Annotated in this window: 21 protein-coding genes; 11 read left to right on the top strand and 10 right to left on the bottom strand. The window is 61.0% G+C overall.

Annotated features, from left to right (window positions below):
* From GS605_RS16345 to deoC, 3 genes are read right to left on the bottom strand one after another with little or no spacing between them, the layout of a single operon-like run.
* The gene (locus GS605_RS16345) at positions 1-810 is read right to left on the bottom strand and encodes an SDR family oxidoreductase (protein WP_171637275.1); all 810 of its coding nucleotides are present in this window, start codon (positions 808-810) and stop codon (positions 1-3) included.
* A gap of 23 nt (positions 811-833) precedes the next feature.
* Positions 834-3,167 carry an aldehyde dehydrogenase family protein gene (locus GS605_RS16340; RefSeq protein WP_171724668.1) on the bottom strand — a complete coding sequence of 778 codons (2,334 nt, stop codon included), beginning with the start codon at positions 3,165-3,167 and terminating at the stop codon, positions 834-836.
* A gap of 11 nt (positions 3,168-3,178) precedes the next feature.
* Positions 3,179-4,177 (bottom strand): deoxyribose-phosphate aldolase, encoded by a 999-nt coding sequence (deoC, locus tag GS605_RS16335; protein WP_171724667.1) that lies wholly within the window; start codon positions 4,175-4,177, stop codon positions 3,179-3,181.
* Between the two features lie 201 nt (positions 4,178-4,378).
* Between deoC and GS605_RS16330 the strand changes: the two genes are divergently transcribed.
* The 6 genes from GS605_RS16330 to GS605_RS16305 all read left to right on the top strand — a co-directional run bounded on the left by GS605_RS16330 (position 4,379) and on the right by GS605_RS16305 (position 11,690).
* Positions 4,379-5,332 carry a metal ABC transporter solute-binding protein, Zn/Mn family gene (locus tag GS605_RS16330; protein ID WP_171171957.1) on the top strand — a complete coding sequence of 318 codons (954 nt, stop codon included), beginning with the start codon at positions 4,379-4,381 and terminating at the stop codon, positions 5,330-5,332.
* A 3-nt stretch (positions 5,333-5,335) separates the two neighbouring features.
* Positions 5,336-6,139, top strand: coding sequence for a metal ABC transporter ATP-binding protein (locus GS605_RS16325; RefSeq protein ID WP_171724666.1), 804 nt, complete (start codon positions 5,336-5,338; stop codon positions 6,137-6,139).
* 3 nt (positions 6,140-6,142) lie between these two features.
* Positions 6,143-7,348, top strand: coding sequence for a metal ABC transporter permease (locus GS605_RS16320; protein WP_170346667.1), 1,206 nt, complete (start codon positions 6,143-6,145; stop codon positions 7,346-7,348).
* Positions 7,345-8,274 carry a metal ABC transporter permease gene (locus GS605_RS16315; protein ID WP_171724665.1) on the top strand — a complete coding sequence of 310 codons (930 nt, stop codon included), beginning with the start codon at positions 7,345-7,347 and terminating at the stop codon, positions 8,272-8,274. The genes GS605_RS16320 and GS605_RS16315 overlap by 4 nt, the downstream gene beginning before the upstream one ends.
* A 263-nt stretch (positions 8,275-8,537) precedes the next feature.
* Entirely contained in the window at positions 8,538-10,403 is a 1,866-nt protein-coding gene (gene mutL / locus GS605_RS16310; RefSeq protein ID WP_171724664.1) for a DNA mismatch repair endonuclease MutL, read from the top strand.
* A 57-nt stretch (positions 10,404-10,460) separates the two neighbouring features.
* The gene (locus tag GS605_RS16305) at positions 10,461-11,690 is read left to right on the top strand and encodes a DNA recombination protein RmuC (RefSeq protein ID WP_171637263.1); all 1,230 of its coding nucleotides are present in this window, start codon (positions 10,461-10,463) and stop codon (positions 11,688-11,690) included.
* Between the two features lie 3 nt (positions 11,691-11,693).
* Here the strand turns inward: GS605_RS16305 and GS605_RS16300 are convergent, their stop codons facing one another.
* The 3 genes from GS605_RS16300 to GS605_RS16290 are packed head-to-tail and all read right to left on the bottom strand — an operon-like array spanning position 11,694 to position 13,461.
* Positions 11,694-12,098, bottom strand: a complete 405-nt coding sequence (locus GS605_RS16300; protein WP_171637262.1) for a hypothetical protein — start codon at positions 12,096-12,098, stop codon at positions 11,694-11,696.
* A 45-nt stretch (positions 12,099-12,143) separates the two neighbouring features.
* On the bottom strand, positions 12,144-12,794 hold the full coding sequence (locus GS605_RS16295; RefSeq protein WP_171637471.1) for a ChrR family anti-sigma-E factor: 651 nt from the start codon (positions 12,792-12,794) through the stop codon (positions 12,144-12,146).
* A gap of 10 nt (positions 12,795-12,804) precedes the next feature.
* The gene (locus GS605_RS16290) at positions 12,805-13,461 is read right to left on the bottom strand and encodes a sigma-70 family RNA polymerase sigma factor (protein WP_171637260.1); all 657 of its coding nucleotides are present in this window, start codon (positions 13,459-13,461) and stop codon (positions 12,805-12,807) included.
* A 146-nt stretch (positions 13,462-13,607) separates the two neighbouring features.
* Here GS605_RS16290 and GS605_RS16285 point away from each other — a divergent pair, with 146 nt between their 5' ends.
* The 4 genes from GS605_RS16285 to GS605_RS16270 all read left to right on the top strand — a co-directional run bounded on the left by GS605_RS16285 (position 13,608) and on the right by GS605_RS16270 (position 15,512).
* A complete protein-coding gene (locus GS605_RS16285; protein WP_171724663.1) occupies positions 13,608-14,426 on the top strand; it encodes a DUF1365 domain-containing protein in 819 nt (272 codons plus the stop codon).
* A gap of 40 nt (positions 14,427-14,466) precedes the next feature.
* Complete coding sequence (locus tag GS605_RS16280; protein ID WP_117871872.1) at positions 14,467-14,784, top strand: DUF3775 domain-containing protein; 318 nt, start codon at positions 14,467-14,469, stop codon at positions 14,782-14,784.
* Positions 14,785-15,022: 238 nt separating this feature from the next.
* Positions 15,023-15,250, top strand: a complete 228-nt coding sequence (locus tag GS605_RS16275) for a DUF1127 domain-containing protein (RefSeq protein WP_171637256.1) — start codon at positions 15,023-15,025, stop codon at positions 15,248-15,250.
* A gap of 58 nt (positions 15,251-15,308) precedes the next feature.
* Complete coding sequence (locus GS605_RS16270) at positions 15,309-15,512, top strand: DUF1127 domain-containing protein (protein WP_171724662.1); 204 nt, start codon at positions 15,309-15,311, stop codon at positions 15,510-15,512.
* A gap of 91 nt (positions 15,513-15,603) precedes the next feature.
* On the opposite strand, the gene GS605_RS16265 is transcribed toward GS605_RS16270, so the two are convergent.
* From GS605_RS16265 to GS605_RS16250, 4 genes are read right to left on the bottom strand one after another with little or no spacing between them, the layout of a single operon-like run.
* Positions 15,604-16,746, bottom strand: a complete 1,143-nt coding sequence (locus GS605_RS16265) for a saccharopine dehydrogenase family protein (protein ID WP_171724661.1) — start codon at positions 16,744-16,746, stop codon at positions 15,604-15,606.
* Between the two features lie 3 nt (positions 16,747-16,749).
* The gene (locus GS605_RS16260; protein WP_171724660.1) at positions 16,750-17,805 is read right to left on the bottom strand and encodes a saccharopine dehydrogenase; all 1,056 of its coding nucleotides are present in this window, start codon (positions 17,803-17,805) and stop codon (positions 16,750-16,752) included.
* A 14-nt stretch (positions 17,806-17,819) separates the two neighbouring features.
* Positions 17,820-18,434 carry a glutathione S-transferase family protein gene (locus tag GS605_RS16255; protein WP_171724659.1) on the bottom strand — a complete coding sequence of 205 codons (615 nt, stop codon included), beginning with the start codon at positions 18,432-18,434 and terminating at the stop codon, positions 17,820-17,822.
* Between the two features lie 18 nt (positions 18,435-18,452).
* The gene (locus GS605_RS16250; RefSeq protein WP_171637248.1) at positions 18,453-19,103 is read right to left on the bottom strand and encodes a histidine phosphatase family protein; all 651 of its coding nucleotides are present in this window, start codon (positions 19,101-19,103) and stop codon (positions 18,453-18,455) included.
* A gap of 136 nt (positions 19,104-19,239) precedes the next feature.
* Here GS605_RS16250 and GS605_RS16245 point away from each other — a divergent pair, with 136 nt between their 5' ends.
* On the top strand, positions 19,240-20,427 hold the full coding sequence (locus GS605_RS16245; protein ID WP_171724658.1) for a Zn-dependent hydrolase: 1,188 nt from the start codon (positions 19,240-19,242) through the stop codon (positions 20,425-20,427).
* The last annotated feature ends 343 nt before the right edge of the window (positions 20,428-20,770 follow it).

The raw sequence follows: 20,770 nt of genomic DNA, 5'->3' as shown, positions 1-20,770 counted from the left end.
TTACCCCTTTTTCATGCTGCGCAGCATGTCTCCCATCATCTGGCCGAACTGGCCCGAGCCGCGCTGATACAACGCCCCGTCCACCGCCAGAACCGTACCGCTGATATAGCTGGCCATGTCCGAGGCCAGAAACAGGCAGGCATTGGCTACGTCCTGCGGGGTGCCCCAGCGGCCCAGCGGCACGTCCCGGCGCAGCTGCTCGCCCGCGTCTGGGGTGGGGGCCAGCCGTTTCGCGCCTTCGGTGCCCTCGATGAAGCCCGGCACCACCGAGTTCACCCGGATGCCTTCCACACCCCATTCCATCGACAGGGTGCGGGTGATCTGATCGACGCCCGCCTTGGCGGCACAGACATGGGCCTGGCCCTCGTAGGGCAGGTAGGATTGCGGCGCCGAGATGTTGATGATGTTGCCGCCGGGCCGTTTCAGATAGGGATAGGCGCCTTTCAGCACATGCACGGTGCCCATCAGGTCGATTTCGACCACGGTGCGGAAGGCGTTGGCCGACATTTCCGCCATCAGCGCCGGGAAGTTGCCCGCCGCCCCCGAAACCAGCACGTCGAAATCACCGAGCGCCGCGTGGAACTGTTTCAGCCCCTCCGCGACCGCCTCGGCATCACGCACGTCAAAGGCCGCGCCGATCGCCTCGGCCGCGCCTGCCGCCTTCAGCGCAGCGACGGTGTCATCCACCTTGTCCTGCGAGCGGCTGGCCACGGCCAGTTTCGCGCCCGAGGCCGCGAAGGCCTCGGCGATGCCCCGGTTGATGCCACTGGTGCCACCGATGACGATGACGGTTTTTCCCGAAAAATCCATGTAGGCCTCCCTTGGCGGGAGCCCTACTCGCCGTAGGGCACCCAGATGTTTTTCACTTCGGTCGAAGCCTGAAGGAAGCGGCGGGAATGGTCCATGCCCCAATCGAATGCCGTCGCGTTATTCACCCAGGTCCGTTTCAGGTTCCCGGCCGAGACGACCTCGATCTGCGCCGACAGGTCCGTCGATGAGAACGACCACACCGCGTCCACGTTCAGGTGCGAGGCCAGCGGTTTGGCCAGTTCCGCGTGGCTGCCCGTCAGGATGTTGACCACGCCTGCGGGCACGTCCGAGGTGTCCAGCACCTGATAGAAATCGGTCGCCGCCAGCGGGTAGGGCTCGGACGCCACCAGAACCACCCGGTTGCCCATCGCGATCGCCGGGGCCATGGCCGAGACCAGACCCAGCAGCGGCGCCTCGTCGGCGCACAGCGCGCCGATCACGCCCACCGGTTCCTTCATCGCAATCGCCACGCCCCGGATCGGAACGCCATGCACCTGGCCGTCATACTTGTCGGCCCAGGCGGCGGCGGTGAACAGGCGCTGGATCGCGGCGTCGACCTCTTTCGCACCGTCCTTGCGACCGGTCATGGCGTCGATACGCGCGGCGAACTCGTCAGCACGGGCCGACAGGTTCTCGCCGATGTAATACAGGATCTGCGCGCGCAGATGGCCGGTGGTCTTGGACCAGCCCTTGGCCCCCGCCGCGGCCTCAACCGCGTTGCGCACGTCCTTGCGGTTGGCCAGACCCACATGGCCCAGCAGGCCCGCCTTGCCCCAGACCGGTTTCGAATATCCACCATCGGGTCGCGCCTGCTTGCCGCCGACATACATCTTGGCGGTGCGATCAATCGGGTCGATCGGTGCCCCTTCGCCCATGGCTGCCTCGACCTTTGTCAGCGGCTTGGCCTTGCCCTTAGGTCTGGTATACGCGGCCAGCCCTTCCCAGCCGCCTTCGCGGCCAAAGCCGCTTTCGCGCACGCCGCCAAAGCCCGCGGCCGCGTCGAACAGGTTGGTGGCATTGACCCAGACCACGCCCGCGACCAGCTTGGGTGCGATGTCCAGCGCAAGGTTGACGTTTTCGGTCCAGACCGTGGCCGCCAATCCATAACGGGTGTTGTTGGCCAGCTCGACCGCCTCGGCCGGGGTGCGGAAGGTCGACGAGACCAGAACCGGGCCGAATATCTCCTCCTGCATCAACGGGTCCGAGGTTTCGAGCCCGGTGATCAGCGTCGGCGGGTAGTAGCAGCCATTTGCGGGCAATTCGCAGGCAGCCTGATGCACATGGCCCACCGTATTGCTGTCGACCATGGAGGTGATCGTCTGCAACTGAACCGGATCCACCACGGCACCCACGTCGATGCATTTGTCCAGCGGGTTGCCGATGCGCAGCGTGTCCATGCGGGCGCGCAGCTTGGCATAGAAGCGCTCGGCAATGCCCTCTTGCACCAACAGGCGCGAGCCCGCGCAGCAGACCTGGCCCTGATTGAACCAGATCGCATCGACCAGACCTTCGATGGCACTGTCGATATCGGCATCGTCGAAGACGATATAGGGCGACTTGCCGCCCAGCTCGAGCGTGAGGGACTTGCCCGACCCGGCGGTGGCCTCGCGGATGCGGCGACCCACTACCGTCGAGCCGGTAAAGGCGATCTTGTCCACGTCTGCGGCCACGATCATCTCGCCCACCGCGCCGTCGCCGGTGACGATGTTGACCACGCCCTTGGGCAGGCCAGCCTGCATGCAGATATCGGCAAACAGCAGCGCTGTCAGCGAGGTGTATTCGGCCGGTTTCAGAACCACCGTGTTGCCCATGGCCAACGCTGGGGCCACTTTCCACGCCAGCATCAGCAGCGGGAAGTTCCACGGGATGATCTGGCCGCAGACCCCCAGCGCCTGTGCGTCGGGCAGCTCGGTTTCCATCAGCTGGGCCATTCCCGCGTGATAGTAGAAATGCCGCTGCACCAGCGGAATGTCGATGTCGCGCGATTCCCGGATCGGCTTGCCGTTGTCCAGCGTTTCCAGCACTGCGAACAGGCGGGCATGCTTCTGTATCAGCCGCGCGATGGCATAGAGGTATCGGGCGCGGGCGGGGCCGCCCAGCTTTTCCCATTTGGGCTGGGCCTTGCGGGCGGCGGCAACGGCGGCGTCCACATCGGCCTGTGTGGCCTGGGTCAGCTTGGCCAGAACCTCGCCCGTGGCCGGGTTGCGGCTTTCAAACCCTTTGCCGGGCTTGGTGAAGGTGCCGTCGATGAAATGGCCGAACGTGTCGCCCTGATCGACCAGCCATGCCAGGGCCTCGGCGGCGCTTTCCGGGGCGGGTCCGTATTCCATGGTCTCGAAAATCTCTTTGACTGTCATTTTTCCTGTCCTCAGCCCATCGGGTGCCGGTAGCCGGCCGAGTATGCCCCGGTGACGAAATGTTCCAACTGCCGCTCGATATCGCCCAGCAGGGACGACGCGCCGAACCGGAACAGGTCGGGTTGCAGCCAGCGGTCGCCCAGCTCGTCCTTGATCAGCGACAGGTAGACCAGCGCATCCTTGGCCTTGGAAATCCCGCCCGCGGGCTTGTAGCCCACGCGATAGCCGGTGCGGTCATAATAGTCACGGATCGCGCGGATCATCACCAGCGACACGGGCAGGGTGGCGTTGACGCTTTCCTTGCCGGTCGAGGTCTTGATGAAATCGGCCCCCGCCATCATGCAGACCAGCGAGGCACGCGCCACGTTACGCAGGCTGCCCAGCTCGCCCGTGGCCAGGATGGCCTTTACATGCGCCTCGCCGCAGGCGTCGCGGAATGCCTTCATCTCGTCATAGAGCGCCTGCCAGTCGCCTTTCAGCACATGGCGGCGCGAGATCACGATATCGATCTCTTCGGCCCCGGCCTTCACGCTTTCCTCGATCTCGGCCACGCGCAGGTGAAAGGGCGACAGGCCCGCCGGAAAGCCGGTGGAGACGGCCGCGACCGGAATGCCGGTGCCTGTCAGCGCATCCACCGCCGTTTCGATCATGTCGTGATAGACACAGACCGCGCCGGTGGTGATCGGTGGCATGTCCAGCGCCTTCAGCAGTTCGGGCGACACGGGCTGCCGGGCCTTGGAGCACAGGCGGCGCACGCGGCCCTCGGTGTCATCGCCCGACAGGGTGGTCAGGTCGATCATGGTGATTGCCTTCAGCAGCCACGCGGCCTGATGTTCCTTTTTCACCGACCGGCGCCCGGGCAGGGTCGCGGCCCGGCGCTCAATGGCCGAGGTGTTGGCGTGCACGGCGCGCACCCAGTCCAGGTCCAGATCCATGCCGGGATTCCGGGCTTCGGTCACTTGCGGCAGATGCGCGGTGCGCACGGGGCTTTCTGAGCTCTGCGTATCCATTGTCACGTCCTTTGGGAGGTTTGCGACAAAATCGCACGGGAGACCGGGGAATGGAAGATGCAGGCGGGCAATGTTTGGATAATTTTTGACCAAATGGACAAAATGCAACCGCTTTCTTGCGAATAATTCGCATTAGCGTTGACTTACTTGCGAATGGTTCTCATATTCAGTTCGAACGAGAAGCAAAAACTGAGGTAGAAGATGATTCGCCGGAATTTTCTTGCGGTATTGGCGCTGGCCTTTTCCCTGCCGGTCACGGCCTGGGCCGATGCACCCCTCAAGGTTGTGGCCACGACGGGCATGATTGCTGACGCGGCACGTCAGGTCGGTGGTGATCAGGTAGACGTCAAGGGGCTGATGGGGCCGGGCGTCGACCCGCATGCCTATCGTCAGACCCGCAGCGATATCGTGGCGATGACGCGTGCGGATCTGATCCTGTGGCATGGTTTGTACCTCGAGGCGCAGATGGAAGATTTCTTCCATGACCTTGAACGCAAGCGAACCGTAGTTGCAGTTGCCGAAGGTATCGACACGTCGAAGCTGCGCGCCCATGACGATTACGCCGACAAATATGATCCGCATGTTTGGATGACGCCCGAGTTGTGGCGGGACGTGGTACTTGAAGTGCAGGCAGCCCTCACCGAGGTGCGTCCTGAAGCGGCCGAGGTTTTTGCAGCGAATGCGCAGGCACATCTGGCAGATATCGATCGTCTGACAGCCTATGCAGATCAAGTTCTGGCGTCCGTTCCCGACAACAACAAGGTTCTTGTAACCGCCCATGATGCCTTTGGTTATTTTGGTGAAAGTTTCGGGTTCGAGGTTCTGGGAATTCAGGGCATCTCGACCCAGTCCGAGGCGGGACTGAACCGGATAGGCGAATTGGTCGATCTGCTGGTTGACCGCAAGATCACGGCTGTTTTCGTCGAAAGCTCGGTCTCGGATCGTTCGATCCGCGCGCTGATCGAGGGCGCGGCCGCCAAGGGTCATGAAGTGCACGTGGGGGGCGAGTTGTTCTCGGACGCCATGGGTGAAGAAGGAACCTATGAAGGTACCTATCTTGGTATGCTGGACCATAACATCACGGTCATTGCCAGTGCTTTGGGTGGCGATGTGCCAGATCGTGGCATGGACGGAAAACTGTCGGCGGGGTTTTGATCGATGCTGGGCCTGATCAGCAATGAAGGCGTGACCGTGGGTGACAAGGGGTTGGCCGACAGCCCCCTTGCCCTGCGCGGCCTGACGGTTTCATACGGGCAGAAACCTGCGGTGTTTTCAGTCGACATGACCGTACAGCCCGGGGCGATGACGGCGATCATCGGGCCGAACGGGGCCGGGAAATCCACATTGCTCAAGGCGGCGCTTGGCATCGTTTCCCCTTTGTCAGGTCAAGTGACCGTGTTTGGCCAGCCATTGGACACGCAGCGCGCGCGCATTGCCTATGTTCCTCAGCGTGCCAGCGTGGATTGGGATTTTCCAACGCGTGTCATCGACGTGGTTCTGATGGGCCTGTCGCGCGAACTTGGCTTGCTGGGCCGCTTGCGTGCCCGCCACAAGGCGTGCGCGATGGATTGTTTGCACCGTGTGGGAATGCGGGATTTCGCGGATCGCCAGATCGGGCAGCTGTCCGGCGGGCAGCAACAACGTGTCTTTCTGGCGCGCGCGCTGGCGCAGGGCGCGGATCTGTATCTTCTGGACGAACCTTTTGCAGGTGTCGATGCCGCCACCGAGAAAGCCATCATCTCGGTGCTGAAATCCCTGAAAGAGGCGGGCAAGACGGTTGTCGTGGTGCATCACGACCTTGCGACCGTGACCGATTATTTCGACCATGTCTTCCTGATCAACACCCGCAAGGTGGCCGAGGGACCAGTGGCCGAGGCCTTCACGGCGGAAACCTTGCAATCAGCATATGGGGGTCGACTGGCAACCGCGCAGATCGATCAGATATCGCGCGCGCTGGGGTAACGCATGCTTTGGGATGCTCTGACCCTGCAACTTGGCTACAACGCCACGCTGGTCGCCATCGGTGCAACCTTGCTGGGTGTTTCAGCCGGTGTGACGGGGACGTTTCTGTTTCTGCGCAAGCGCGCCTTGGTCAGTGACGCAATCAGCCACGCAACCCTGCCGGGCGTCTGTCTGGCTTTCATGGTATTGGTCGCACTGGGAGGAGACGGGCGCAACCTGCTGGGCCTGTTGGCAGGATCGGCCATCTCGGCCTGGATCGGCCTTCTCTGCATGAACTGGCTGACGCGTCACACGCGTTTGGCCGAAGATGCCGCCATCGGAGCGGTCCTGTCGGTCTTCTTCGGCTTTGGCATCGTGTTGCTGACGGTCATACAGACGATGGGCGTAGGCCGTCAGGCCGGGCTGGAAGGCTTCCTTTTGGGATCCACTGCCGGGATGCTCTGGGCTGATGCGATGATCATTGCGGTCGGCGGCGCTGCGACGCTGCTGCTGGTCATGATCATTCGTCGCCCGATGATTCTTGTGGCCTTCGATCCTGAATATGCCGCAGCACGCGGGTTGCCGGTGCACAGGATCGATCTGGCCATGATGGGTTTGGTCATGGCCGTGACCGTGGTCGGCCTGAAAATCGTAGGTCTGATTCTGATCGTGGCTTTGCTGATCATTCCCGCCGTGACCGCGCGGTTCTGGTCCGAACGCTCGGACCATGTGGTTCTGCTTGCGGGATTGGCCGGCGGGTTGGCGGGGTACATTGGCGCGGCCATTTCGGCCTCGGCGCCAAACCTTCCGACGGGGCCGATTATCGTTCTGGTCAGCTTTGCCTTTTTTGTCGTGTCTTTGTTTCTGGCACCGATACGTGGCGTTCTGGCGGCGGTGCTGCGCCATTTACGCTTTCAGCGTCGGGTGCATATTCGTCAGGGTCTTTTGGCCTTGGCGCAGGGGCAAAAGATCTACGAGCCCCTGACCCTGCGCTTGCTGCGCCGCGCTGGGCTGGTGCGCGCGGACGGCGTTGCGACCGATATCGGCAAAGCCCGCGCGGCCAAGGCGTTGCGGGACGAAAAGCGCTGGGAAATCGTGCGCGCAGATCAGGCGCATGAGGCAACAGCCGCGCTTTATGACGGGTTACGGGACATCGAAACCGTCCTGACCCGAGACCAGATCGCCGAGATAGACCGCCGCATCGGCGGGCCAATGGGGGTGCCGGTATGAGTGGTGAAGAATTTGTCCCTCTGTCTCTGACACCGTTGCTGATCGGTACGTTTGCGGCCATTGCCTGCGCGTTGCCCGGCAATTTTCTGGTGTTGCGCAAACAGGCATTGATCGGAGACGCTATCAGCCATGTGGTGCTGCCGGGGATCGTCGTGGCGTTTCTGATCACAGGGGCGATATCGACCTGGCCGATGATGCTGGGCGCGGCGGGCGCTGCCGTTGTGGCCGTGGTGCTGATCGAAGCCATTCGCCGATTGGGTCAGATCGAACCGGGGGCCGCCATGGGCGTGGTCTTTACCACCATGTTCGCCGCGGGCGTCCTGCTGCTTGAGCAGACGGATACGTCGACGGTGCATCTGGATGTGGAACATGCGCTTTACGGCAATCTCGAAAGCCTGATCTGGCTGGACGCCACCGGATGGTCGTCCTTGCTGGACACAGAGGCGCTGTCCGGGCTGCCCCCGGAATTACCCCGCATAGCGCTGACACTGCTCGGTGTGTCTTTGTTCACCTGGCTGTTCTGGCGGCCGCTGAAGATCTCTACCTTCGACGAAGGCTTTGCCCGGACCATTGGCATTCGCACCGGCGTTCTGGGCATGGCATTGGTCATCACCGCGGCCATCGCGGCGGTGGCGGCCTTTGACGCGGTGGGCTCGATCATCGTGATCGCCATGTTCATCTGCCCGCCTGCCGCGGCGCGGATGTTGACCAACCGGCTGGAAGCGCAGATCGCCTGGAGCGTTGTGTTCGCCATTGCCTCGGCGGTGTCGGGCTATGTGCTGGCAGGTTATGGCCCGCTGTGGCTGGGCGGCGCGGATGCCGTCAGCGCGGCGGGTATGATCGCCACGATGTCAGGCCTGATTCTTGCGGCGGCAGCGATGTTCGGACCCTGCCGGGGCAGGATCGGTGCGCGCATATCTGCCTGATCAGGCATCTTCCCGCCACACAGGCCCACACGTCATCGGCCAATCTCTGCCAAGAAACTGAGCCCGAGAATCTTAAGCAGATTTTCCGACAGGTGCGTGATACATGCGGTCTCATAAATTAGCTGAAACACACCACTCACTTGGCGCGTCCGGGTGATCCGGAATGAGTTCTCGTTCGCGGATACCCGGGCGCCCCCTCTCTTTTAGAATCTGCGGTTCAAACCGGTGGCAGAATCGTGCGCTACTATGCTAGGTGTAGGGGTATGGCGCAGGCAAACCCCAATATCGGCGAAAAACGCCCCGTAATTAGGCAGCTCGACGATGCCGCAATCAACCGCATCGCGGCTGGTGAGGTGGTGGAACGACCGGCCTCGGCGGTCAAGGAACTGGTCGAGAATGCAATCGATGCCGGGGCCACGCGGATCGCCATTGATATCGCGGATGGCGGCAAGACCCTGATCCGGGTCACGGATGATGGCTGCGGTATCGCGGCGGAAGATCTGCCGCTGGCCTTGTCCCGCCATGCCACGTCAAAGATTGACGGTTCGGACCTGCTGAACATCCACACTTTCGGCTTTCGGGGCGAGGCGCTGCCATCCTTGGGTGCTGTTGGGCGTCTGACCATCACCAGCCGTGTTCCCGGCGCGGATGCGGCGCAGGTGCACGTCGCGGGTGGCAAGATGGATGCGGTCAAACCCGCCGCCCTGCGCGCGGGGACTGTGGTCGAACTGCGCGATCTGTTCTACGCCACACCGGCCCGCCTGAAATTCATGCGCACGGACCGGGCCGAGGGGCAGGCGATCACCGATATTGTGAAACGGCTGGCCATGGCCGAACCTTCCGTGACATTCGCTCTGCGGGATGTATCCGGCGGCGGAGAGGGTCGCGTGACCTTCCGCGCGGATCGCGAGAACGGAGATCTGTTTGATGCGCTCCACGCCCGACTGGCCCGCGTGATCGGGCGCGAATTCGCAGAAAACGCTTTGCAGATTGATGCCTCGCGTGATGGCATCCGGCTGTACGGCTATGCCGCCCTGCCGACCTACTCGCGGGGGGCTGCCGTAACACAGTATCTTTTCGTCAATGGACGCCCCGTGCGCGACAAGATGCTGACCGGCGCGCTGCGGGCGGCCTATTTCGATTTCCTGAGCCGCGACCGCCACCCGGCTGCGGCGTTGTTCATCGACTGCGACCCCACGCTGGTTGACGTGAACGTCCACCCCGCGAAATCCGAGGTTCGGTTCCGGGATCCCGGCGTCGCGCGGGGGCTGATCGTGTCCAGTCTGCGTCATGCTTTGGCGGAAGCCGGGCACAGGGCATCCTCGACCGTGGCGAATGCGACGCTGGGCGCGATGCGGCCAGAACCTGCACAGCCTGCTCCGGCGCGGGTTTACCAGATGGATCGTCCGTCGCCTGCCGCGCGCACGGCGGCGTATCGCGCGCAGGCTCCGGGTTTTGCCGAGCTGGCCAATGACTATAGCGGCAGCATTGTCGAGCCGACCCCGGTTGCGCAGGTCGCCGAGATGCAGGAGCAGCCTCAGGCGCAGGATCTGCCGCTTGGTGCAGCCCGCGGACAGGTGCACGAGAATTACATCATTGCCCAGACCGCCGATGGCATGGTGATCGTAGATCAACACGCAGCACATGAACGGCTGGTTTATGAGAAGCTGAAAACGCAGATGGCCGAGAATGGCGTCGCGGCGCAGGCCCTGCTGATTCCGGAAATCGTGGAATTGTCCGACGGGGATTGCGCCCGCCTGATGGCCGTCGCAGATGACTTGACGCGCCTTGGCCTGACCATCGAGCCCTTCGGCGGAAGCGCCATTGCCGTACGCGAAACCCCCGCCATTCTGGGCGAAGTCGATGCGCGCGCCATGATCCTCGACATCCTGGATGAACTCGCCGATCAGGGTGAAAGCCAGATGGTGCAGGCAAGGATCGAGGCGATCCTCAGCCGGGTGGCCTGCCATGGGTCGATCCGATCCGGCCGTCGAATGCGGGCCGAGGAAATGAATGCCCTGCTGCGCGAGATGGAGGCGACGCCGCATTCCGGCCAGTGCAACCATGGGCGACCAACCTATGTGGAACTTAAACTCAGCGATATCGAACGCCTGTTCGGACGCAGTTGATCTGGTTTCAAACACGGTTTAAAAAGATAGAAACAAAACGAGAACAAACTGACCCCCATGATCCAGATTGCAGGCACTGAGATGGCGTTGAATGATCCCGTGATACTGACCGTGGGTGGCGTGGTGGCGTTGATTCTGCTGCTGCTGTTCCTTTCGTTGCGGGCGGCCAACCGCTCGGCCCGGATGGCGGAACCTCTGGCGCGGCAGATGGCGCATCTGGGTCAGCATGTTCAGCAACTGGGCCAGGGGCAAGAACAGTTGCGCGGCGGGCTTCAGCATGTCTCAGACACTCAGGCCAACGCGCAGATGCAGGTGATTCAGACGGTCGAGGCGCGTTTGGCTTCGGTCCAGCAACAGATGAATGACCGGTTGGCGGATAATGCGATGAAATCGGCGCGTGCGCTGGCCGAGATGCAGGAACGGATGAAAGAAACGTTGCATGGCTCGTCGAAACAGACGGCGACCTCGCTGACCCAATTGCAGGAACGTCTGGCCGCCATCGACAAGGCACAGGACAATATCACCAAACTGTCAGGCGATGTGCTGTCTTTGCAGGATATCCTGTCAAACAAGCAGAGGCGCGGGATGTTCGGGGAAATCCAGCTGAACGATATCGTGTCCAAGGCGCTGCCCGCTGACAGTTATTCGTTGCAAGCCACTTTGTCGAACGGCAGGCGGGCGGATTGCCTGATTCACTTGCCGAACCCGCCGGGACCGATCGTGATCGACGCAAAGTTCCCGTTGGAGGATTTCGAGGCGTTGGCCGCTGCGCAGACGAAGGCGGATGTCGAGAGATGCCTGCGGGCCTTCGGCGCTGCGGTGAAAGTGCATATCAAGGCGATTTCCGAAAAATACATCCTGGACGGGGAAACCGCGGACGGCGCCTTGATGTTCGTACCTTCCGAGGCGATTTACGCCGAACTGCACGCGCGTCTGCCTGATGTCGTGCGTGAAGGGTTCGCCGCGCGGGTCTGGATCGTGTCCCCGACGACGTGCATGGCCACGCTGAATACCATGCGGGCGATCCTGAAAGACGCGCGTATGCGCGAACAGGCCGGCGCGATCCGCAAAGAGCTGGGGTTGCTGCACAAGGATGTGGACCGCCTGGGTGATCGAGTCTCGAACCTGGATCGTCATTTCGGGCAGGCGGCCAAGGATATCTCGGAAATCAAGATCAGCGCCGAAAAGGCTGGCCGCCGCGCGCAGCGTTTGGACAATTTCGACTTTGAAGAAATCGAGACGAAGGCCGAAAACGGCGTTGTGCCCCTTGCTCGTCACGAAGGTTGAAATCTACTGGATGGACAGGTCCAGATTGTACCCCACGGTTTTTCCGGTATCCCTGTCATTGCCCATCAGATAGACGCGGATCGTATAGTCTCCATCGTCGGGCAGGGTGATCCGAGCCGTATTGCCGTCAATCGACCCGTTATAAATCGCCACACCGTCGCTGCCCGGCGGCAGGATGTTGAAATAGATCACGCCGTTACCATTGGTGTCGCTGACCTGAAGATCGGCAAACATCTCCTGCCCGGCTTTGGCGCCCAGCGAATAGTCGAAGTACTCATCTCCTGAGATGGTTCCGCTGACCATGGTGCCAAAATTGCCGGGCTGAAACTGAACCTCGGCCGACATTTGGGCCGATACGACGGGCGCGACAGCAACGAGAAGGGCGCACACAGCAAGTCTTGCGAACATGATCATTCCTTTCAAACACGCCGCTCGCGGCCCTCGCGGGCAATTTCAGATGCGCAGGAAGGGTTGGAACAGGCGTGGCATCAGCTTGGTGAATTTCAACGGTGCATCCGTAACCGCCAGACAAATGCAGTCTTCCGAGATGTCCGCCACAGGCGTGTGTTCCAAATCCTCGTCCGCGATCTCGACGTCGCCACGGGCGAAGCGATCCACTTCGTCCGAGAATGCGCCCTGAAGCACCATCGTCAATTCTATACCGTTGTGACTATGATCTGGTACAGCCGTTCCGGCTGGAATGAACAGCAACCGGGCCGAGGCCTCGCTTGTGGTCGGCAGAATGGCCTGTTTCACACCCATGCCGATCGGTTTCCATCGGATATCTGAAACCGTACCGCCGACATAATCCTGCAACGGGGCCGGCAATACCGAACAGTTCGGACGCGCCGGTTTGGCCGCTGGCGCACCTTTGGAGATCAACGCCATAGTCGCGGCCAGAGATGTATCACTCATGGCGATGGATACAGTCTGTTCCTCCAGAACATGCCCACCTACGGCATCGTAACTTTCCGCCCGCGCACGGCAATGGTCGCAGAGCGACAGATGCGTCGCGACCATCAGGTCGAATGCCTCGGGCAGACTGCCTGCTGCGTATGCCATCAGCAGGTCATCTGTCAGGTGATGTTTGATCGACTTACTCATCATACTCATCTCAGTTCATTGCATGGCGCAAGCGGTCCAGCGCCAGCCTGATTCGTGATTTGATCGTTCCCAGGGGCAACCCGGTCTGAGACGCAATTTCGCGGTGACTCAGATCACCGAAATACGCCTTTTCGATCAGCTCTCTCTGCGCGTCTGGCAACGCTGTCAAAGCGGTGCGAAGCTGCGCGGTTTCTTGTTGCAGCGCGATGACATCGTCCTGCTCAGGCTCGGCCTCGGGACCCCACCACAATTCTTCGGGTTCGGGGCGGCGTTGCTTTCGCAGAACGTCAATGCGCTTGTTCCGAGCAATCGTGAATACCCAAGTAGCCACTGTTGCCCGCGCCGGGTCGAACAGATGGGCTTTGTGCCACAAGGTCGCCATCACCTCCTGCGCACACTCCTCGGCCATCGTGGCGTCTGATCCTGACTTCATCAGGAACGCCTTGATCCGTGGCGCGAAGTGCTGGAACAGTTCGGCAAATGCCGCCTGGTCCTGCGCGTCGCGGATGCGCCTGACGTGATCCACCCATTCGGTTCTGGTCTCGCGCCCGCCGTTACTTCCGTTCACCCGTCTACCCTTGATGCGTTTCTTTTCGCGCCGAGGCTGAAGGGCGGCCGGTTCAGCCGCAGGTTCGTCCAAGGTCACGGTATCGATCTCGGTAAACATAACCTCATTACGGCGCGTTCCCCAAGCCGGATCACTTTATCGGGACATTATGATCCAAATTGTGCAAATTGCCGTATCAGAATTGCCAGCATCTGAGGGAAATCAGTGCAGTTCAAGGCGTTTACGGGAAGGCCAGAAAGCAGCGGATGACGCAGGAAATAGACCATATCGCGGGTCATACCTATCACGGGCGCAAGGGTGCGATTGAAAACGCATTCCGATACTCGGTCGATTACATCCTGTTGGACCCCGAAGCAGAGCTGGACACCCCTTTGCTGTTTTCGGTTGATCGCGCGAATGTCACGAACTGGCGCACCACCGACCATGGGGGAGAGCCGGGTCACGGGGAAGGGGCCCAGTGGCTCCGCGCGCGATTTGATGAAATGTCGGTGCAACAACCGGCGCGTTTCAAGTTGCTGACGCAACCGCGCGTTTTGGGGCACGTTTTTAATCCCGTCAGTTTTTGGTTCTGTTTTGACGACAGCGATCACCTTTATGCGGTGGTGGCCGAGGTCACCAATACCTATGGCACCCGTCACAGTTACCTGTGTCACAAACCCGATTTCTCGGTCATCGAACCGACTGACAGGGTGGTGGCGGACAAGCTGATGCATGTTTCACCGTTTCAGAAAATCGAAGGCAGCTATACGTTCCGCTTCGACTATCGCGCGGATCGCGTCGGTGTCTGGATTGATTACGGGCGCGCTAATGGTGGGCTGATCGCGACGCTGACCGGCCCGCGGCAACCCCTGACGAACCGCGTGATTCTGTGGTCCTTGCTGAGGCGGCCATTCGGCGCCCGGAGAACCTTTGCACTGATCGTCTGGCAGGCTTTCAGGCTGTGGTTGAAAAAAGCCACCTTTCGCCCGTTTCGTAGGCAACCGGTACCGGACCGGCCGATTTCGCGTGCGCGGAACGAGGGCCGTTGTTTGCGTAAGATCAAAGACTCGCCCCCCGTTCGGTGATTGTGATGGCACAACAACCGCGAACACGAGGAGCTGATGCATGTTGGAAATATCGGCAAGAAAGGTCGCTCAGATTGCCATGATGGGGCGCGAGCTGAACCGGGCAGAAGGTGAAATGCGCGCCTTCATCGAACGTATGAGCGAAGACGAGCAAGCCGAACTGGTTGCCATCATGTGGATCGGCCGCGAAAGCTTTTTCGCCGAGGATCTGGCCGAAGCGATTGCCACTGCCAAGGCCGAGGCCTCGACCCCCTGTGCCGACTACCTGATCGGCACTCCGCACATGTCAGACCACCTTGAGAACGGTCTGGACGCGCTGGGGATATCAGCCGAGGACGTTGAAAACGATCTGATGTGACCTGCCTGCAAAGGGGCGGTTTCTGCGACGGATCGACATTCGCGTTATCTTGATCCGCCACTGAAAAGACATGTCGCGGGCCTGGATCGAAGACTGTAATCAACGCGCCGGTCCAGCCCGAACTTTCCCTCCAATACAGTCTTAACAAACCTTAATGAACCGGTTTGGCAACGTTAAGGCAGCCTTCCCAAATCTGATGTCAGGAAGACAAAGACATTGAGTTCAGGAGGAGAAAGACATGGCACATACACAAACATTCGAAGGCCGGGGTGGCCTGCTTGACGGTCTGTTTTCAAACTATGCAGAAGCAAAGGTCGAGCATTTCCGCCGCCGGATTTTTTCGAAAACCGTGCGGGATCTGGAAAAGCTTGATGACGTACAACTGGCCGACATCGGCATCCAGCGGGATCAGATCAAAAGACGCGCATATGAAAGTGTGTATCACAACAAGCCATACCGGCAGTGATCAAGCATTCAGCGTGAACTGAGACAATCCCCAAAAGCATGTTAGCGAGGTTACCAGAATGTTCGACGTCGTACCGCCCACCAATCAACCGGCTCCGGCCGCCACTGCGCTTTTGCTGTTCGATCGTGCCATGCGAATCCGTTCGATCAGCCCTGATATTGTCCGCGCAGCCCAGCATCTGAATGCTTTGACCGATCATCAGTTGTCCGAGCTGGGCATCAACCGCAGTGATATCGAAGATACCATCCAGCGGTATATCTGAAGTCCGGGTGAGGGAAACCCGAACGAGGACAACATGCGTAAAGTGGAACAATGAAAGCCATTCCAGGCAGTCTGGAATGGCTTTTTTGCATTCAGGCCGTGTGATCGACGATTTGCAGATGTTGGGCCAGCTTTTCGATTTCACCCATCCATCCCTGCACCAGCTTTGGATCGCTGGGGGCCGCGTGAACACCGGCCGGGATGGCGCGGTTCAATACGGCCTCGACCGCAAGTGAGACCGGAATCGACACCAGACGCGCCATCGCCGTGCCGCGCTCGTCGCCCCAGGCATCCATCACATAGGTCTTGTGCCAGACTTCGACGCCTTCTTTCTCGGCCTTCAATCCCACGCACAACACAACACGATCAGGCTCGCCTTCGTCATAGGCGTTTTCCTCCCAGAACTGGTCCGACATCTCTTTCAGACGCGCATCCCCTTCCGGGCCGGACAGGGTTTCGATCTCGGTGAACACATCCGACCACGCATCGGCCCAGCCGTTCAGACGCAAAGTGCCGCGGACGAATTCCTTGACCGGCCAGTGATCCTCGAAATGATACTGCGCCATGAAGGGGATTGAATCGCGGTTCGGATAGACCTCGAAGCTTTCCGGTGTCGGCAGTGGGGCGATGTAGCTGCTGATCGCATCCCAGGGGCGGGCAACGTCCAGCGGCGCGTAATCGCGGATCGATTTCGACGGCGACCGCAGCGCTTTCAACACGCCCAGCGGCGACCAGCTGAATTTATAGCGGAACGGGTTAGGGTTCTTGGGAATGCCGCCGCAATAGGAAATGAAGCTCAGGTGGTTTTCCGGGTCGAAGGCATCGGAGCCGCGGTAGTCGTCGATCAGGGCGTGTGCCATCAGGTGATCGATGCCCGGGTCCAGCCCGACCTCGTTGACCAGTGCGACACCGGCCTCGCGTGCCTTGTCATCCAGCGCGCGCATCTCGGGCGCGATATACGAAGACGAGACGAAATTGGCCTGTTTCGAAATCGCCAGGTCCGCAAGCGGCACATGCCAGTCGCCCGGCAGCATCGAGACGATCACATCGCCCTTCTCCAGTACGGCGCCAAGCGCGTCGATGTCGAAGGCGCGGATGTCGTCGGTCAGGTCTCCGACCTCGGCCCTGGCCTTGTCGACGGTCCGGTTCCACACGGTGACCTTGTGGCCGCCTTCGATCAGGCGACGCAGGCCGGGAATGGCCGAGAGGCCGGTGCCACACCAATGAATGGTCATCGTTCAGAGTCCTTCAATATGCGTTTTGTAAGTTGCTTCTGCCCGACCCCAGACACCGCTGTCCAGATCGGTCAGAGTCAGCAAGGACGGCAGCAGTTGCGCGGCATAGTCTTCCGAGCTTTCGACCGGCAGCATCGACGGCAGGTTGTCGATCGCCATCACGTCCATCACCGGGTCGGTGGCCACGCGCAGGGCGGGTTCTTGCCACGTGGTGGCGCGGTCATAGACGGGCACCGGGTTGTAATCGCTGTCCGGGTCGCAGGCCACGTCACCGATGGCGGTCAGCTTGCGCGGGGCGGTCAATGCCTCGCGCGGGACGAAGACAGGCGTTCCGGGGCGCGCGAAGATGCAGTTCAGGAACAGATCAAGGTCGAGGATTTCCGGGAAAGGCCCACCGCGCGCGGTTTCGGCCATGTCCCACTTGGTGACCGCGACGCCCATCGCCTCACACAGGTCTGCGGCGCCGGTGCCTACACGACCCAAAGCTCCGATGACGATGGCGCGGGGCCGGGGCGCGCCTGTGGCGTCCAATTCTGCCAGAAGTTCGGCGTTCAGCGCGTCCTTGCCGGGATAGACGCCGACAGGGCCGCAGATCTCGCCCCGTTGCTGCGCCGCCCAGGTCTTGAGCGTCACCGCCGCGCCCGCGTAGCCTGCCCAATAGCCGAATGCGGCGACCCGGCGACCATCTTCATCCACAAGGTATTCCAGATCATATAGCGTGCCGCCGCCCGCCTTGAACCGTTCCAGCAGAGCCCGGCCCGAATGCTGGCCCTTGAAGGCATGGCCGAACATGATGTGGCGGTGGGGCAGGGGTGTACCGTCTTCGGGCAGTTCCTTGAGGCCGAAGATGATCGCGTCCAGCGGGGCCTCGGGCCAGGAATTCTCGGGCGCGATCTCGCAGCCTGCTTCCGTGTAGCCGTCCAGTGGAATGGCGCGGGCATGGCTTTCCTCGACCGTCACGCGGATGCCGGCCGCGATCAGCGCGGCGGCACCTTCCGGCGTCAGCCCAACCCGTTCTTCGTTCGGGCGCTGTTCTGCCCGGACCCAGAGATGTGTCATCTTATTTCCTTTTGTCAGAGCATTCCGGCAGCACGCACTGCCTGAACCGAAGGGCGTGCCTCCATCGCCTCACGGAAGGCGACGATTTTGGGAAAGGCCGAAACGTCCACGCCATCGCCTTCCAGCCAGCTGCACACCACATACAGATAGGCATCGGCCAGCGAGAACGCCTCGCCCAGCACAAATGGACCACGCAGGCCGTTCGACGAGATATAATCGCAGGACGCGGTCATCGTCTGCGCGACCTTGTCTTTCATGTCTTTCCAGCTGGATTTCTTGTCGGCCCAGCGGTGCCCGCGCAGCTTGTGCGCGTGGTTCACATGCATGGTCGAGGCAAGGTAGAACATCACTTCGCGCATCCGGGCAGCCATCACCGGATCAGCCGGCACCAGCCCGGCCTCGGGGGCCTTGGCCGCAACGAATTCCAGCAGGGCTCCGGTTTCAGTCAGGATGCCGCCATCCACCACCAGCGCCGGAACGCGGCCTTTGGGGTTTATTTGCTTGTAAGCTGGTTTCGTCTGTTCGCCCCCGGAGAAGTCGAGTTTGATCGCTTCGTATTCCAGCCCGGCCTCTTCCAGTGCGATCGCGACAGCGACCGAGATGGTTCGGGGTGCATAGTAGAGCTGCATCAGGCGTCTCCGATCTGGTTACAGGTGGGTCTGCGCGAACTGCCGATCAGGGGCTTCCAGATGCGGAACGGCATTGAAAAGAACCGGGCTCAGCTGAGCGCCAATCGGATGCAGACGATGCATCGACGTGTTCATGATGGCAAGGGCCACCCGTGCCATTGACGGGATATCCAACCCCATCGCCTGCCGCACCACCATCGAAATCAACCCGCCCGAGGTCACGACGATGGCCGGTCCGCCCTCGGTCCCGATCTCGTGCAGCGCGTCGCGCACGCGCGTCTCGAATTCTTCGAAGGTTTCCGGCGGGTTCTTGATTTCGCCATTGGCCCAGGCCGCAAATGTTCTGGGCAGGTGTTCGACGAAACCTTCGCGGTCGGTGGGGATCGCGACGCCGTGTTGGTCCTCGAACAGTTGCGCCAGCGTGAAATACTCGATCTCGTTCAGTCGCGCGTCACGGATTGGATCGTGCAATCCCATGCTGTCCGCTGTCTCGGCGTGACGGGTCAGGGTGCCGCAATAGACCCGGGCATAGTGGCTGCGGGTGTCGCGCAGATGCGCCCCCAGCCAACGCGCCTGCTGATGCCCCAAGTCGCTGAGCCTGTCATAACTTGCCTCGTCCCGCGCCGTTGTGTTTGCCTGCCCGTGACGCACCAATGTGATATGTGACATGTCGGTCCCTCTTGCGCCGAAGTCTTAGGGCAGGTTCCCCTCTGGTGCCAGAGGGGTTTCACGCCTGTCGAAAAAAACCTCGCTCCTTTTCTGTTTCTGGCTATGGTTCGCCCCGAACAAACCTTCGGAGGGGTATATGACCGTCGATCACACGCGTTTTCTGACCGACCTGCATAAGTTGCGTACATTCGGTGCCGCGGGAGTGGGCAAGGGGGTTGTCCGCCCTGCCTATTCCGACGCGGATATCGCTGCGCGCCAGTGGCTTGCCGGACGTATGCGTGAAGCGGGCCTGACTCCGCAGTTTGACCCGGTGGGAAACCTGTTCGGATTGGCGTCCGGCCCTTCGCTGTTGATGGGATCACATTCCGACAGTCAGCCCGAAGGCGGCTGGCTGGACGGCGCCCTTGGCGTCATCGCCGCACTGGAAGTTGCACGTTCCGTCGACCGTCCCATTTCAGTTGTCAGCTTTCAGGACGAAGAGGGGCGGTTTGGCGTGACCACAGGTTCTGCTGTCTGGTCGGGCGGGTTGTCTCTGGAAAAAGCCGATGTGTTGACCGATGGGGCGGGCGTCAGCTTTGGCCAGGCCCGATCGTCCATGGCAGATCTGTCCCAGGGATTCGTGGACCCGTCCCGTTTCAATGGCTTCATAGAGATGCATATCGAACAGGGCCCCTCACTGGACGCGTCCGGAGACCAAATCGGAGTCGTCACCGATATCGTTGGCATCCGCGATATGTCGATCACATTCGAAGGTCAGCAGAACCACGCCGGCACCACCCCCATGCACCTGCGCCGCGACGCCTTTCAGGCCCTGTCCCTGTTCAACACCCGGCTCAATGAGAGGTTTCGCAATGTCGTCACGCCGCAGACGGTCTGGACCATCGGGCGGGTCAACCTGCATCCAAACGCTTCGTCCATCGTGCCGGGACGGGTTCGGTTCTCGATGCAATGGCGCGATGCTGATGCAGACCGTTTGGCCCGGATGGAGGAGATCATTCGGGCGACAGCACAAGAAACCGCTGAGCAAATGGGGGTGAGCTTGGATTACGGCCCCATGCTGGGGCTGGATCCCGTTGCCATGGATCCGACCTTGCGCTGCGCTCTTGAACGCGGTGCAGAACAGGTCGCACCGGGTCGGTGGCGCAGGATGCCCTCGGGGGCCTTGCACGATGCCACCAATGTGTCTCGCCTGATGCCGGTCGCGATGCTGTTCACGCCCTCGATCGACGGTATCAGCCATGATTTTGCAGAAGATACGGCAGAGGTCGATTTGATTGCCGGGCTCGAAGGTCTGGTGCGTGCGGTGCGGTCCCTCTCTGTCTGAACGTCACTTTGCGCCGAGAAATCCCGAAGAAGGTATGTATCGACGGTGAAATCCTTCCCTCTGGTATCCGGTCGGACGCCAGGGAATTCACGCGATGGAAACAAGGATTGTTGCCTAACGGAAAAAAGTTTCCTATAGGAACATTCATGGTGCATGCGTCTGTATACCGCCTCTTCTACGGATCGGTGTTTCACTAAAAACCGGGTGGAATCATTGCATTCTATGCGGCTTGGGGCAGACTGACGGTTATGCATTTTGACCTTTGGATAATCGGAAGTTGACCGGATCATGACCACACCGAAGCGCACGCCCTTGTATGACCTTCACGTCGAGCTTGGCGGCA

The sequence above is a fragment of the Ruegeria sp. HKCCD7559 genome, assembly GCF_013110575.1.
Taxonomy (GTDB): domain Bacteria; phylum Pseudomonadota; class Alphaproteobacteria; order Rhodobacterales; family Rhodobacteraceae; genus Ruegeria.
The sequence above is the reverse complement of the archived record's forward strand: the minus strand, read 5'-3'. Positions and strand labels throughout refer to the sequence as shown.

Coding starts and splice junctions, on each gene's coding strand:
- GS605_RS16345 (WP_171637275.1), bottom strand. CDS start 810: ATGGATTTTTCGGGAAAAACCGTCATCGTCATCGGTGGCACCAGTGGC.
- GS605_RS16340 (WP_171724668.1), bottom strand. CDS start 3,167: ATGACAGTCAAAGAGATTTTCGAGACCATGGAATACGGACCCGCCCCG.
- deoC (WP_171724667.1), bottom strand. CDS start 4,177: ATGGATACGCAGAGCTCAGAAAGCCCCGTGCGCACCGCGCATCTGCCG.
- GS605_RS16330 (WP_171171957.1), top strand. CDS start 4,379: ATGATTCGCCGGAATTTTCTTGCGGTATTGGCGCTGGCCTTTTCCCTG.
- GS605_RS16325 (WP_171724666.1), top strand. CDS start 5,336: ATGCTGGGCCTGATCAGCAATGAAGGCGTGACCGTGGGTGACAAGGGG.
- GS605_RS16320 (WP_170346667.1), top strand. CDS start 6,143: ATGCTTTGGGATGCTCTGACCCTGCAACTTGGCTACAACGCCACGCTG.
- GS605_RS16315 (WP_171724665.1), top strand. CDS start 7,345: ATGAGTGGTGAAGAATTTGTCCCTCTGTCTCTGACACCGTTGCTGATC.
- mutL (WP_171724664.1), top strand. CDS start 8,538: ATGGCGCAGGCAAACCCCAATATCGGCGAAAAACGCCCCGTAATTAGG.
- GS605_RS16305 (WP_171637263.1), top strand. CDS start 10,461: ATGATCCAGATTGCAGGCACTGAGATGGCGTTGAATGATCCCGTGATA.
- GS605_RS16300 (WP_171637262.1), bottom strand. CDS start 12,098: ATGTTCGCAAGACTTGCTGTGTGCGCCCTTCTCGTTGCTGTCGCGCCC.
- GS605_RS16295 (WP_171637471.1), bottom strand. CDS start 12,794: ATGAGTAAGTCGATCAAACATCACCTGACAGATGACCTGCTGATGGCA.
- GS605_RS16290 (WP_171637260.1), bottom strand. CDS start 13,461: ATGTTTACCGAGATCGATACCGTGACCTTGGACGAACCTGCGGCTGAA.
- GS605_RS16285 (WP_171724663.1), top strand. CDS start 13,608: ATGACGCAGGAAATAGACCATATCGCGGGTCATACCTATCACGGGCGC.
- GS605_RS16280 (WP_117871872.1), top strand. CDS start 14,467: ATGTTGGAAATATCGGCAAGAAAGGTCGCTCAGATTGCCATGATGGGG.
- GS605_RS16275 (WP_171637256.1), top strand. CDS start 15,023: ATGGCACATACACAAACATTCGAAGGCCGGGGTGGCCTGCTTGACGGT.
- GS605_RS16270 (WP_171724662.1), top strand. CDS start 15,309: ATGTTCGACGTCGTACCGCCCACCAATCAACCGGCTCCGGCCGCCACT.
- GS605_RS16265 (WP_171724661.1), bottom strand. CDS start 16,746: ATGACCATTCATTGGTGTGGCACCGGCCTCTCGGCCATTCCCGGCCTG.
- GS605_RS16260 (WP_171724660.1), bottom strand. CDS start 17,805: ATGACACATCTCTGGGTCCGGGCAGAACAGCGCCCGAACGAAGAACGG.
- GS605_RS16255 (WP_171724659.1), bottom strand. CDS start 18,434: ATGCAGCTCTACTATGCACCCCGAACCATCTCGGTCGCTGTCGCGATC.
- GS605_RS16250 (WP_171637248.1), bottom strand. CDS start 19,103: ATGTCACATATCACATTGGTGCGTCACGGGCAGGCAAACACAACGGCG.
- GS605_RS16245 (WP_171724658.1), top strand. CDS start 19,240: ATGACCGTCGATCACACGCGTTTTCTGACCGACCTGCATAAGTTGCGT.